Raw genomic sequence first — 13188 nt, 5'->3', positions numbered from 1 at the left:
CGACCTGGGCGGAGACCGGTCCGACGCGGGTCGCGGAGGCTACGCCTCGACGACGACCGGGACGATCATCGGACGACGGCGCAGGCGGTTGGAGACCCACCGGCCGATGACGCGGCGCATGACCTGCTGGAGCTGGTGCGTGTCCGTCGCGCCGCCGGCGATCGCGTCCTCGAGCGCCTTGACGACCTCGGGCTGGATGTCCTGGAACACCTTGTCGTCCTCGGCGAACCCGCGCGCGAGGATCTGCGGCCCCGCGAGGACCTTGCCCGTCGCGGAGTCGACGACGGCGAACACGGAGACGAAGCCCTCCTCGCCGAGGATGCGGCGGTCCTTGAGCTCGGCGTCCGTGATCTCGCCGACGCTCGACCCGTCGACGTACACGTACCCGCACGGCACGGCACCCACGACGGACGCGCGCCCGTCGACGAGGTCGACGACGACGCCGTCCTCGGCGAGCACGACGCGGTCGGCCGGCACGCCCGTGCGGACCGCGAGCGCCCCGTTGGCGACGAGGTGGCGGACCTCGCCGTGCACCGGCATGACGTTCTTGGGCTTGAGCACGTTGTAGCAGTAGAGGAGCTCGCCCGCGCTCGCGTGGCCGGACACGTGCACCTTGGCGTTGCCGCCGTGCACGACGCGCGCGCCGAGGCGCGTGAGGCCGTTGATGATGCGGAAGACGGCGTTCTCGTTGCCCGGGATGAGCGACGACGCGAGGATGACGGTGTCGCCGTGGCCGACCTGGACCTTGTGGTCGCCGTTCGCCATGCGCGACAGGGCGGCCATCGGCTCGCCCTGCGACCCCGTGCACATGAGCACGATCTCGTCGTCGCGCAGCGAGTCGACCTTCTTGAGGTCGATGAGCACGCCCTCGGGCACGTGGAGGTACCCGAGCTCGGACGCGATCGTCATGTTGCGGACCATCGAGCGCCCGACGAGCGCGACGCGGCGGCCGTGGTGGTGCGCGGCGTTGAGGACCTGCTGCACGCGGTGCACGTGCGACGAGAACGACGCGACGATGATGCGCTTCTCGGAGGCGGCGAAGACGTTGTCGAGCACCGGGCCGATCTCGACCTCGGGCGTGACGAACCCGGGCACCTCGGCGTTGGTCGAGTCGACCATGAACAGGTCGACGCCCTGCTCGCCCAGGCGCGCGAACGCCCGCAGGTCGGTGATGCGCCCGTCGAGCGGGAGCTGGTCCATCTTGAAGTCGCCCGTGTGCAGCACGGTCCCGGCGCCGGTCGTCACCGCGACCGCGAGCGCGTCGGGGATCGAGTGGTTCACGGCGACGAACTCGCAGCGGAACACGCCGAGCTGCTCGACCTGCCCCTCCTTGACCGCGAGGGTCACGGGCGAGATGCGGTGCTCCTTGAGCTTCGCCTCGACGAATGCGAGCGTGAGCTGCGACCCGACGAGCGGGATGTCGCGGCGCAGGCGCAGCAGGTACGGCACGGCGCCGATGTGGTCCTCGTGGCCGTGCGTGAGGACGATCGCCTCGATGTCGTCCAGCCGGTCCGCGATGTAGTCGAAGTCCGGGAGGATGAGGTCGACGCCGGGCTGGTTGTCCTCGGGGAAGAGGACGCCGCAGTCGATGACGAGCAGGCGCCCGTCGTACTCGAGGACGGCCATGTTGCGGCCGACCTCACCGAGACCGCCGAGGGCGACGATGCGCAGCCCTCCGGCGGGGAGCTCGGGAGGCAGGGAGAGTTCGGGGTGGGGATGGCTCACGGGGCCTCCTGTCGTGGCTGAGCCGGGGGTTTCGAGGGCTCCTGCCCTCGCTAGTTCGTGGGTGCGGCAGCGCCTGCCGCGGTGGTCGCGCCCGCGAGCACGCCCGCGGCGGCGAGGGCGTCGCGCACGAGCGCGACGTCGTCCTCGGTCGCCGCGACGTTCGGCAGGCGCAGGAGACGGTTGTCGGTGACGCCGAGCAGCTCGACGGCGGCCTTGGCCATGACGGCCTGGAAGCCGGCACCGTTGAGCGCGTCGATGACGGGCGTCGTGGTGAGGAAGACCTCGAGCGCGCCCGCCGGGTCGCCGGCGTCGAAGCGGCGCACGACCTCCGCGAACTGCGGCGCGACGGCGTGCGCCGACACGGAGACGATACCCGCGGCGCCGTGCGCGAGGAACGGGAGCAGCAGCCCGTCGTCGCCGCTGTAGAAGGCGAGGCCCGTCGATGCCGCGAGCTTCGCGGCGGCGTAGACGTCGCCCGTCGCGTCCTTGGTCGCCACGACCCGCTCGTGCGCCGCGAGGCGCGCGTACGTGTCGGGGGCGATGCGCACCCCGGTGCGGCCGGGGACGTCGTACAGCATGACGGGGAGGTCGGCCGCCTCGGCGATCGCGACGACGTGGCGGTAGACGCCCTCCTGGCCGGGGCGCGAGTAGTACGGGGTGACGACGAGGAGCCCGTCCGCCCCCGCCTCGGCGGCCTGCTCGGCCATGCGCAGCGCGTGGTCGGTGTCGTTGGACCCGGCGCCCGCGAGGACCGCCGCGCGGTCGCCGACCGCCTCGACGACGGCGCGCACGAGGTCCTGCTTCTCGGGGGCGTGGGTCGTGGGCGACTCGCCCGTCGTGCCGCTCAGCACGAGGCCGTCGTTCCCGTCGTCCACCAGGCGCTTCGCGAGCCGGGCCGCCGCCTCGAGGTCGACGGCGCCGTCGGGCGTCATCGGGGTGACCATGGCCGTGAGGACGGCACCGAACGGGCGCGCGGGGGTGGCGGGAAGGACCATGTGCACAAACTACCGTGCGGCGGGTCGTCGCACCGCGCCCGTCCGGCAGCGACAGGGCGGCGCCCGGGGCACGGGCACGGCGCCCCGCACCGCTCGCCCGGGTGCGTCCCCGCGACCCCCAGGGCGATACTCGGAGCATGTCCCGCCCCGCCTCGACGTCGAACCTCTCCCCCGCCCTCGTCGCCCACGTGCCCACCGGGCTGCTCGTGGACGGCCACTGGGGTCCTGCCGAGGGCGGGCGGACCTTCGAGGTCGAGGACCCGGCGACCGAGGAGTCGCTGTTCGACGTCGCGGACGCGAGCCCGACGGACGCGCTGCGCGCGCTCGACGCCGCGCACCGTGCGGCGCCCGCGTGGCGCGCGACGCCCCCGCGCGAGCGGGGCGAGGTGCTGCGCGCCGTCTACGACCGGGTCGTCGCGCGGGCCGACGACGTGGCCGCGCTCATCACGGCCGAGTGCGGCAAGCCGCTCGCCGAGGCGCGCGCCGAGGTGCTCTACGGCGCCGACTTCCTGCGCTGGTACGCGGAGCAGGCGGTCCGCGCCGACGGGCTCGCGCGGACCGCGCCCGCGGGCGGCAACCGCCAGCTCGTCTTCCGCCGGCCCGTGGGGCCCGCGCTGCTCGTCACGCCGTGGAACTTCCCGATCGCCATGGCGACGCGCAAGATCGGCCCGGCGCTGGCCGCCGGGTGCACGGTCGTCGTCAAGCCCGCGCGGCTCACCCCGCTCACGACGGCGCTCGTGGCCGAGGTGATCCGCTCCGAGCTCGCCGACCGCGGCCTGCCGACGGGCGTCGTCAACGTCGTCCCGTCGTCGCGCGCCGCCGACGTCACCGAGCCGCTCCTCGCGGACGAGCGCCTGCGCAAGCTGTCGTTCACCGGCTCGACGCCCGTCGGGCGCACGCTGCTCGAGAAGGCGTCCGCCCAGGTGCTCCGCACCTCGATGGAGCTCGGCGGCAACGCCCCGTTCCTCGTGTTCGCGGACGCCGACCTCGACGCGGCGGTCGAGGGCGCCGTGATCGCGAAGCTCCGCAACGCCGGGCAGTCGTGCGTGGCGGCGAACCGCTTCCTCGTGCACGACGCCGTCGCGCGCGAGTTCTCCCAGCGCCTCGCCGCCGCGTTCGCGGACCTGCGGGTCGGGCCGGGCGCCCAGGACGGGACGCAGGTCGGGCCGCTCATCGAGGCGAAGGCCGTCGACAAGGTCGCCGAGCTCGTCGGCGCGGCCGTCGACGGCGGGGCCCAGGTGCTCACCGGCGCGGAGCGGCCCCGCTCCCCCGGGTACTTCTACTCCCCCACCGTCCTGTCGGGCGTCGACCCGGACGCGCGCGTCGTCACCGAGGAGATCTTCGGCCCGGTGGCGCCCGTCGTCGCGTTCGGCGACGACGACGAGGGCATCGCGCTCGCGAACGCGACCGAGTACGGGCTCGCCGCCTACGCGTACACGACGTCGCTCGACCGGGCCGTACGCGTCTCCGAGGAGGTCGAGGCCGGCATGATCGGCGTCAACCGCGGCCTCGTGTCCGACGCGAGCGCCCCGTTCGGCGGGCTCAAGCAGTCCGGCCTCGGCCGCGAGGGCGGCGAGGCCGGCCTCGAGGAGTACCTGGAGACGGTCTACGTCGCCCTCTGACGTCGCCCCCCTTCTCTCTCTCCCCCCGCGGCCCCCCGCCGCCGCCGAGCACGGGGTCACGGACCGGGATCCGACGATCCCGGTCGCGGTCTCCGTGCTCGACGGGCGGCCGGGCCGTCCTCGTCTCCGGCAGCGCGGGCGGGCCTGCGGGGCCCTCACGCGGCGTTGGTACCCTGACGCCCCGGTGACGACCGGTGACCGGTGCCCCGCGCGCCGGACGGTCGTCGCCGTCCGCCGCCACCGACTCCCGGAGAGCCCACGCCCGTGCCCTCGACGCCCGCGTTGACCACCAGCCCGAACGTCCCCTCGCCCAGCGCCCGCGTCACCACCGTCGGGTACATGATCTTCGCGTCGCGCTGGCTCCAGGCGCCGCTGTACTTCGGCCTCATCGTGGCCCAGGTGGTCTACGTGTGGCAGTTCCTCAAGGAGCTGTGGCTGCTCGTCGTAGGCGGCTTCACGGGCCGCGCGACGGACCACGCGACGCACGAGGTGGTCAGCTTCGGCGCCGAGGAGATCATGCTCGCGGTGCTCGGGCTCGTTGACGTCGTCATGATCTCCAACCTGCTCATCATGGTCATCGTGGGCGGCTACGAGACGTTCGTCTCGCGCATCCGGCTCGAGGGCCACCCCGACCAGCCCGAGTGGCTGAGCCACGTCAACGCGAACGTGCTCAAGACGAAGCTCGCGATGTCCATCGTCGGCATCTCGTCGATCCACCTGCTGCGCACGTTCATCGACAGCAGCCGCTACACGCCGACGCAGCTCATGTGGCAGACGCTCATCCACCTCGCGTTCGTCCTCTCGGCGCTCGCCCTCGCGCTCATCGACCGCATGTCCCTCACCGCGCACCAGCGCGCGGCGAACGCCGCCGCCGCGGGCGAGGGCCCGGCCGACCCGCACGCATGAGCCGGCCCGACGACGTCCCCCGCCCCCGCGCCGACCCCGCGCCCGACGTGGCGCGGGCGGCCGCCGCGGACGTGCCGGACGTCGTCGGCGTGCCGGACGCCGAAGAGGTTCCGGACGTCGTCGAGCACGTGGCCGAGCGGGCCGTCGAGGACGAGGTCCGCGCCGCGGTCCGCCAGGCCGTGTCCGTCTCCGTCGCGACGGGCCTGTACGGCATCTCCTTCGGCGCCCTGTCGGTCGTCGCGGGCCTCGACGTCGCGCAGACCATGGCTCTGAGCCTGCTCATGTTCTCGGGCGGCTCGCAGTTCGCGCTCATCGGCGTGGTGGGCGCCGGGGGCGCGCCGGTCGCCGCGATCACCACGGCGGGCTTCCTCGGCGTCCGCAACGCGCTCTACGGCGCGCAGCTCGGCCCGCTGCTCGCGCTGCGCTCGTGGCACAAGGTCGTCGCGGCCCAGTTCACGATCGACGAGTCGACCGCCGTCGCGACCGCGCAACGGTCCCGGCGCGCCGTCCGGGCCGGTTTCTGGTGGACGGGCGTCGGCATCTTCGTCCTCTGGAACGCGATGACGCTCGTCGGGGCGCTCGCGGGCGACGCGCTGGGCGACCCGCGCGCGTGGGGGCTCGACGCCGCCGCGGCGGCCGCGTTCCTCGGCCTGCTGTGGCCGCGGCTCGCGACGCGCGCGATGCAGCTCACCGCGGCCGCGGCGGTGGTCGTCGCCGCGGCGCTCGTCCCGGTCGCACCGGGCGGCGTGCCGGTGCTCGCGGCGGCCGCGGTCGCCGTCGTCATCGGTCAGGTCGACGCGCGGCGCCGACGGGCCGCCGACCGTGCGGGGACCGCGGCCGGTCCCCGCGGAGAGGAGCCCTCGTGACCTCAGCGACCGTCTGGGTCGTCGTGCTCACCGCGTCCGCGGTGTGCTTCGCGCTCAAGCTCGCCGGCCACCTCGTGCCCGAGCACTGGCTCGCCGACGAGCGCGTCGCGCGCACCGCCGCGCTCGTCACCGCCGCGCTCCTCGCGGCGCTCGTCACGGTGCAGACCGTCGGCGACGGGCAGGCCCTCGTCGTCGACGCGCGCCTGCCCGCGCTGGGCGTCGCGGCCGTCGCGCTCGCGCTGCGAGCGCCGTTCATCGTCGTCGTGGTCCTCGCCGCGGTCACGGCCGCGGGCCTGCGCGCGCTCGGCTGGGGCTGAGGCCGTCCCGGCGCCCGGCCGGGTCTCGTAGGGTGAACCCGTGAGCCTCTTCCGCGAGACCGCCGACGTCTCCGTCCGCCCTGCCGTGCCCGGCGACGACGTCGCGATGACCGCGATCCAGGTCGGGGCGTGGCGCTCCTCGCACGCCGACGTGCTCGGTGACGACGTCCTCGACGCGCTCGACACCGTGCGGATGCGCGAGCAGTGGGCCGCCGCGATCTCCTCGCCGCCCGGTCCCGGCTTCGCGGTGCTCGTCGCGTGCGCGGGGGCGGACGTCGTGGGGTTCGCCGCGGTCGCGCCCGGTCAGGTCCTCGCGCTCGAGGTCGAACCGCGCCACCAGCGCGGCGGGCACGGGTCGCGCCTGCTGGCGGCGGCCGTCGACCGGCTGCGGCGCGACGGCGCGGACGAGGTCGTCACGTGGGTCCTCGACGGCGACGCCGCGCGCGAGGCGTTCCTCGCCGGGTCCGGGCTCGGTCCCGACGGGCGCACCCGGACGCTCGCGACCGGGCTCCGGGACGTCGTCGAGCGGCGCTGGACGGCCGAGATCTGACGACTGCGGGACCCCGCGTCACGCAGCCGTGACACGCCCGTGACCCGCTCGTCCCCGTGACCTGCGAGGATCGTCCGCCATGGGCATCCTCACCGACTACTTCGCCGCACCGGACGACGCACGGGCCGCGCTCGCCGCCCAGGCGGGACCGGCCTCCCCCGACCCGCTGACCACGCAGCCGGGCTTCGCGACCGTGGAGCTCAAGGGCATCGACCCGTTCGTCGTCCTCGGCACCCTGGCGAGCCTGCTCACCGACCGCCCGTACGCCGAGGTCACGGCGGACGCCCGCCACGGCTCGCTCGTCGCGACCGGAGGTGACGAGGGGCCGTGGGTGGTCTCCGTGACGGACGTGCTCGTCGGGGCGCTCGCCTCCGCGGCGCCCGCCGCGCTCGACGAGCTCGCCGTGCGGTGGGCGGCGACGGAGGAGCTCGAGGGGTCGGACCCCGCGGGCCTCGCCGACGCGCTGCACCGGCTCGCGGCGCTGTGCGTCCGCGCCGACGACGCGGGGCACCGGCTCTACTGCTGGACGAGCCTGTGACGCGCGTGCCCGGGCGCCGTCAGGCCCGGCGCCGCGCGCGGTAGAGCGCCGCGGCCTTGCGCAGCGCCTCCCGCGCGCGGCGGCGGTCGCGCGCCGCGTCGTAGGCGAACGCGAGGTGGTACCACGCCTCCCAGCTCGTCGGGTCGGCGTCGACCGCGTCCCGGTACGGGCCGAAGGCCGCGTCGGCGGCGTCGCGGTCGATCCGGCCGCCCGGCGAGCGCGGCAGGTCGTCGACGGGCAGGCGGCCGCGGTCCGCGAGGTCGTCGGCCATGCGCTGCACGGTCCCGGCGAGCAGGAACTCGCGCCCGACCAGGCCGACGACGAGCAGCGGCAGCACGAGCACGCCGGCCCCGATCGCCATGGCCACGGGCTCGCCCGTGCCGATGAGGGCCGCGGACCGTCCCGCGACCTGCCACACGTAGAGCGCGAGCAGGACCGTGACGAGGACCGCCCCGACGATCGCCTTCCACGGGCGCCCGGCGCGCGACCGGCCGCGCGAGCCGCCGTCCCCGGGCCCGGGGCCGTCCGGGCCGGTCGACCCGCCGGGCAGGCTCACGCGAGGTCCAGCACGTTCTCGAGGCCGACGGTCAGCCCGGGCCGGCCCACGACCTCGCGCACCGCGAGCAGGACGCCCGGCATGAACGAGACCCGGTCGAACGAGTCCTGCCGGATGACCAGCTGCTCGCCCGTGTTGCCGAACAGGATCTCCTCGTGCGCGACGAGGCCGCGCAGACGGACGGCGTGCACGCGCACGCCGTCGACGTCGGCGCCGCGCGCCTCCCAGCCCGTCTCGGTCGCGTCCGGGCCCGTCCCGAGACCGGCGTCGGCCCGTGCGGCGGCGATCGCCGCGGCGGTGTGCCGCGCGGTGCCGGACGGCGCGTCGACCTTGTCCGGGTGGTGGAGCTCGATCACCTCGGCCGACTCGAAGTACCGCGCGGCCTTGGCGGCGAACGTCATCGCGAGGACGGCGGACAGCCCGAAGTTGGGTGCGATGAGCACGCCGAGCCCCGGCGCGCCCGCCGCGGCAGCACGACCGAGGTGCGCGACGACGCGACCGCGGCTCTCCTCCGTCCAGCCCGTGGTCCCGACGACGGCGTGCACGCCCGCGTCGATCAGCGCGTGGACGTTCGCCTCGGTCGCGGCCGGGACCGTGAAGTCGACGGCGACGTCCGCGCCGCCGAGCGTCGCGGCGGCGACCTCGTCGCCCGCGTCGAGGCGCGCGACGAGCTCGAGGTCCGCCGCGCCCTCGACGGCGGCGCAGACGGTCGCGCCCATGCGTCCGGCGGCGCCCAGGACGGCGACCCGCAGCGGGCGACCGGGCTCCCTGCCGGGGGCGGTCGGTGCGGGATCGGGCGCGGGGGTGCTCTGCTCGCTCACGCCCGTCACCCTATCGCCGCAGCGCGCGTCGACCGGTGCCTCGTCCGCCGCACCGGGCAGTGGGTCTGCCCACAGCACGACGGCGGCCGCCCTCCGCGAGGAGGACGGCCGCCGCGAGACGCCGTGGAGGCGGGGTCAGTCGCCGAACGGCCCGACGCGCACCACGGAGCGCGGGCGCGACGCGAGGTCGTCGGCGAGCTTCTGCACGTCGTCGGCCGTGACGGATCGGATCGCGTCGAGCGACTCCTCGACGCTCAGGAGCTCGCCGTAGACGAGCTCGGCCTTGCCGAGCCGGCTCATGCGCGAGCCGGAGTCCTCGAGGCCGAGGACCATGCCGCCCGAGAGCTGGCCGATGCTGCGGTCGAGCTCCGCGCCGGTGATGCCGTCGGCCGCGAGGCGGTCGAGCTCGCTGTGCAGCAGCGCGGTCACCTCGTCCACCTTCGACGGCGCGCACCCGGCGTAGAGGCCGAACGTGCCGATGCCGCCGTGGCCGGACGCGAACGAGTAGGTCGAGTACGCGAGGCCGCGCCGCTCGCGGATCTCCTGGAAGAGCCGCGAGCTCATGCCACCGCCGAGGACGGCGCTGAGCACGGAGAGCGTGAAGCGGCGGTCGTCCGTCGCGGCGAGTCCGGTGCCGCCGATGACGACGTTCGCCTGCTCGACCGCACGGTGGACCGACAGCTCGACGCTCGCGGCCCCGACGCCCACCAGGGCGGGGTCCGCGGGGTCGCGCCGCGCGCGGGGTGCGCCGGACGCGTCGAGCGTCCAGCCGCCGTCGCGCAGCGCCGTGCCCACCTGGTCGACCAGCGTGTCGTGGTCGACGCCGCCCGCCGCCGCGACGACGAGCGTCTCGGGGCGGTAGTGCCAGCGGTAGTGCTCCCACACAGCGTCCCGGGGCACGGCGTTGATCGTGTCCGGGGTGCCGCCGATGGGCCGCCCGAGCGGATGTCCGCCGAGGACCGCCGCGGCGAACTCCTCGTGCACGACGTCCGAGGGGTCGTCGTCGTTCATCGCGAGCTCTTCGAGGATCACGCCGCGCTCGGTCTCGAGCTCGTCGGGGTCCAGGCGCGCTGAGGTCACCATGTCGGTGATGACGTCGACCGCCATGGGGAGGTCGGCGTCGAGCACGCGCGCGTAGTAGCACGTGTGCTCCTTGCCGGTCGCCGCGTTGGCCTCGCCGCCGACGGCGTCGAACGCCTCGGCGATGTCCATCGCGGAGCGGCGGGCCGTGCCCTTGAACAGCAGGTGCTCGAGGAAGTGCGTCGACCCGAAGTGGCCGTCGGTCTCGTCGCGCGAGCCGACGCCGACCCACGCGCCCACCGTCGCCGAGCGCAGGCCCGGCATCGACTCGGTGAGCACGCGGACCCCGCCGGGCAGGACGGAGCGACGGATCGTCGCGCCGTCCTGCCCGGCGGTCAGCTCGGCCCCGGCGTCACCCGCCGGGACGAGCGGAAGGTCCCACGGCACGTCAGGCGTCCGCGTCCTCGGTCGCGGGAGCGTCGGCCGGAGCCTCGTCCTCGACCACGGCGTGCAGCGAGAGCTTGCCGCGCGGGTCGATCTCGCCGATCTCGACCTGGACCTTCTGGCCGATGGACAGCACGTCCTCGACGTTCTCGACGCGCTTGCCGCCCACGAGCTTGCGGATCTGGCTGATGTGCAGCAGACCGTCCTTGCCCGGGGAGAGCGAGATGAACGCGCCGAACGACGTCGTCTTGACGACCGTGCCGACGAAGCGCTCGCCGATCTCCGGGACGTGCGGGTTGGCGATCGCGTTGATCGCCGCGCGGGCGGCCTCGGCCGACGGGCCGTCGACGGCGCCGATGTACACGGTGCCGTCGTCCTCGATGGAGATGTCCGCGCCCGTCTCCTCCTGGATCTGGTTGATCATCTTGCCCTTGGGGCCGATGACCTCGCCGATCTTGTCGACCGGCACCTTCACGGAGATGACGCGCGGGGCGTTCGGGGACATCTCGTCGGGCACGTCGATGGCCTCGGCGAGCACGTCGAGGATCGTCAGGCGCGCGTCGCGCGCCTGGGTCAGCGCACCGGCGAGCACCGAGGCGGGGATGCCGTCGAGCTTGGTGTCGAGCTGGATGGCCGTGACGAACTCACGCGTGCCGGCGACCTTGAAGTCCATGTCGCCGAACGCGTCCTCGGCACCGAGGATGTCGGTGAGCGCCGCGTAGCGGGTCTCACCGTCCACCGTGTCGGAGATGAGGCCCATCGCGATGCCCGCGACGGGGGCGCGCAGCGGCACGCCCGCGTTGAGGAGCGAGAGCGTCGAGGCGCACACGGAGCCCATGGACGTCGAGCCGTTGGAGCCGAGGGCCTCGGACACCTGGCGGATCGCGTAGGGGAACTCCTCGCGGCTCGGCAGCACCGGCACGAGCGCACGCTCGGCGAGCGCGCCGTGGCCGATCTCGCGGCGCTTCGGGCTGCCCACGCGGCCGGTCTCGCCGGTCGAGTAGGGCGGGAAGTTGTAGTTGTGCATGTAGCGCTTGCGCGTCTCCGGACCGAGCGAGTCGATCTGCTGCTCCATGCGGAGCATGTTCAGCGTGGTGACGCCCATGATCTGGGTCTCGCCACGCTCGAAGAGCGCGGAGCCGTGCACGCGCGGCAGCACCTCGACCTCGGCCGACAGGGTGCGGATGTCCGCGAGCCCACGACCGTCGATGCGCACGCCGTCGGTGAGCACGCGCTGGCGCACGAGCTTCTTCTGGAGCGCGCGGTACGCGGCGGAGAGCTCCTTCTCGCGGCCGTCGAACCCGGCCTGGAGCTTGCCCACCATCTCGTTCTTGATCTCGTCGAGACGGTTCTCGCGGTCCTGCTTGTCCGCGATGGCGAGCGCCTCGCGCAGGTCCGTCGCGACCTCGGCCTCGACCGCGGCGAACGCGTCGTCCTGGTAGTCCAGGAAGACCGGGTACTCCTTGACGGGCTTCGCGGCCTGCGCGGCGAGCGCCGACTGCGCGTCGCACAGCGCCTTGATGAACGGCTTGGCCGCCTCGATGCCCTCGGCGACGACCTCCTCGGTCGGCGCCGCCACGCCCTCGTCCTTGACGAGGCCCCAGGCGCCGTCGGTCGCCTCGGCCTCGATCATCGCGATCGCGACGTCGTCGCCGACGACGCGGCCGGCCACGACCATGTCGAAGACCGCGCGCTCCTTGTCGGAGTACTTGGGGAACGCGACCCACTGGCCGTCGACCAGCGCGATGCGGACCGCGCCGACCGGGCCGGAGAACGGCAGACCGGAGATCTGGGTCGACGCCGAGGCGGCGTTGATCGCGAGCGTGTCGTACGCGTCGTCCGGGTGGAGCGCGAGGACCGTGATGACGACCTGGACCTCGTTGCGCAGGCCCTTGACGAAGAGCGGGCGCAGCGGGCGGTCGATGAGGCGGCACGCGAGGATCGCGTCCGTCGAGGGACGGCCCTCGCGGCGGAAGAACGAGCCGGGGATGCGGCCCGCGGCGTACATGCGCTCCTCGACGTCCACCGTCAGCGGGAAGAAGTCGAACTGCTCCTTGGGGTGCTTGCCGGCCGTCGTGGCCGACAGGAGCATGGTCTCGTCGTCGAGGTACGCGGCGACGGAGCCTGCGGCCTGACGGGCGAGGCGCCCGGTCTCGAACCGGACGGTGCGGGTGCCGAAGCGACCGTTGTCGATCGTGGCCTCGGCGAACTGGATCTCGGGACCCTCCACGGGTGCCCTCCCTTTCTCGAAGCGCCGCCCGGGTAGCCCTGTCGAGGGTTCCGGTCCGCGCCCCGGCGCGTGGCGCAGGGGCTCCGGTCGCACTCGACGCTCGGCGGTCTTCGATCGAGGTCCACGGCAGTTCCCGCACCGCTCCGTCCGAGGACGGTGCCGTGGGGGTCCGTGAGCCACTACCGAGGACCGAACGAGAGGCCGGCGGCGCGGTGGGTGGTGTGCGGCTGGGTGGTGCTCAGCCGGGGTGTGACGGGTACATCACACCAGACCAGCCCGGTCCCCGCAGGGACCGGGCTGGCGGTGTCGTGTCAGCGACGCAGACCGAGGCGCTCGATGAGGCTCCGGTAGCGGTTGATGTCGACCTTCTGCAGGTAGCCGAGCAGGCGACGGCGCTGGCCGACGAGGAGGAGCAGACCACGACGGCTGTGGTGGTCGTGCTTGTGCTCCTTGAGGTGCTCGGTGAGGTCCTTGATGCGCTGCGTGAGGAGCGCGACCTGGACCTCGGGCGAACCGGTGTCGCCCTCGCTCGTCGCGTACTCGGTCATGATGCGCTGCTTCGTGGCAGTGTCGAGCGGCACGGTTCTCCTTCGGGTTC

At 74.2% G+C, this 13188-nt stretch carries 13 protein-coding genes; 6 read left to right on the top strand and 7 right to left on the bottom strand.

Annotated elements, in window-relative coordinates:
• Positions 1–39: 39 nt before the first annotated feature.
• Positions 40–1725, bottom strand: a complete 1686-nt coding sequence (locus BXA05_RS17755; RefSeq protein ID WP_034655491.1) for a ribonuclease J — start codon at positions 1723–1725, stop codon at positions 40–42.
• A 50-nt stretch (positions 1726–1775) separates the two neighbouring features.
• Positions 1776–2720 (bottom strand): 4-hydroxy-tetrahydrodipicolinate synthase, encoded by a 945-nt coding sequence (dapA, locus tag BXA05_RS17750; RefSeq protein ID WP_076406492.1) that lies wholly within the window; start codon positions 2718–2720, stop codon positions 1776–1778.
• 137 nt (positions 2721–2857) lie between these two features.
• Between dapA and BXA05_RS17745 the strand changes: the two genes are divergently transcribed.
• The 6 genes from BXA05_RS17745 (at position 2858) to BXA05_RS17720 (ending at position 7519) form a co-directional block, all read left to right on the top strand.
• Positions 2858–4342 carry an NAD-dependent succinate-semialdehyde dehydrogenase gene (locus BXA05_RS17745; protein ID WP_076406490.1) on the top strand — a complete coding sequence of 495 codons (1485 nt, stop codon included), beginning with the start codon at positions 2858–2860 and terminating at the stop codon, positions 4340–4342.
• Positions 4343–4624: 282 nt separating this feature from the next.
• Complete coding sequence (locus tag BXA05_RS17740) at positions 4625–5248, top strand: TIGR00645 family protein (protein WP_051028262.1); 624 nt, start codon at positions 4625–4627, stop codon at positions 5246–5248.
• Complete coding sequence (locus BXA05_RS17735; RefSeq protein ID WP_076406488.1) at positions 5245–6114, top strand: AzlC family ABC transporter permease; 870 nt, start codon at positions 5245–5247, stop codon at positions 6112–6114. The genes BXA05_RS17740 and BXA05_RS17735 overlap by 4 nt, the downstream gene beginning before the upstream one ends.
• Positions 6111–6431 (top strand): AzlD domain-containing protein, encoded by a 321-nt coding sequence (locus tag BXA05_RS19435; RefSeq protein ID WP_043658086.1) that lies wholly within the window; start codon positions 6111–6113, stop codon positions 6429–6431. The genes BXA05_RS17735 and BXA05_RS19435 overlap by 4 nt, the downstream gene beginning before the upstream one ends.
• A 40-nt stretch (positions 6432–6471) precedes the next feature.
• Positions 6472–6981 (top strand): GNAT family N-acetyltransferase, encoded by a 510-nt coding sequence (locus BXA05_RS17725; RefSeq protein WP_043658083.1) that lies wholly within the window; start codon positions 6472–6474, stop codon positions 6979–6981.
• A 79-nt stretch (positions 6982–7060) separates the two neighbouring features.
• Positions 7061–7519 carry a hypothetical protein gene (locus BXA05_RS17720; protein ID WP_076406483.1) on the top strand — a complete coding sequence of 153 codons (459 nt, stop codon included), beginning with the start codon at positions 7061–7063 and terminating at the stop codon, positions 7517–7519.
• A 19-nt stretch (positions 7520–7538) separates the two neighbouring features.
• Here BXA05_RS17720 and BXA05_RS17715 read toward each other — a convergent pair whose 3' ends face one another.
• The 5 genes from BXA05_RS17715 to rpsO form a co-directional block, all read right to left on the bottom strand.
• Positions 7539–7979, bottom strand: a complete 441-nt coding sequence (locus BXA05_RS17715; RefSeq protein ID WP_076406606.1) for a hypothetical protein — start codon at positions 7977–7979, stop codon at positions 7539–7541.
• A gap of 92 nt (positions 7980–8071) precedes the next feature.
• The gene (dapB, locus tag BXA05_RS17710; RefSeq protein WP_034656111.1) at positions 8072–8827 is read right to left on the bottom strand and encodes a 4-hydroxy-tetrahydrodipicolinate reductase; all 756 of its coding nucleotides are present in this window, start codon (positions 8825–8827) and stop codon (positions 8072–8074) included.
• 204 nt (positions 8828–9031) lie between these two features.
• Positions 9032–10363, bottom strand: coding sequence for a M16 family metallopeptidase (locus BXA05_RS17705; RefSeq protein WP_076406481.1), 1332 nt, complete (start codon positions 10361–10363; stop codon positions 9032–9034).
• Between the two features lies 1 nt (position 10364).
• Positions 10365–12590: a polyribonucleotide nucleotidyltransferase gene (locus BXA05_RS17700; RefSeq protein WP_021479898.1), complete on the bottom strand. Its 2226-nt coding sequence runs from the start codon at positions 12588–12590 to the stop codon at positions 10365–10367.
• 311 nt (positions 12591–12901) lie between these two features.
• Positions 12902–13171, bottom strand: coding sequence for a 30S ribosomal protein S15 (gene rpsO / locus BXA05_RS17695; RefSeq protein WP_021479897.1), 270 nt, complete (start codon positions 13169–13171; stop codon positions 12902–12904).
• Positions 13172–13188: the final 17 nt, after the last annotated feature.

Source organism: Cellulosimicrobium funkei, assembly GCF_900155925.1.
In the GTDB taxonomy this organism is placed as follows: Bacteria; Actinomycetota; Actinomycetes; order Actinomycetales; family Cellulomonadaceae; genus Cellulosimicrobium; species Cellulosimicrobium funkei.
The sequence above is the reverse complement of the archived record's forward strand: the minus strand, read 5'-3'. Positions and strand labels throughout refer to the sequence as shown.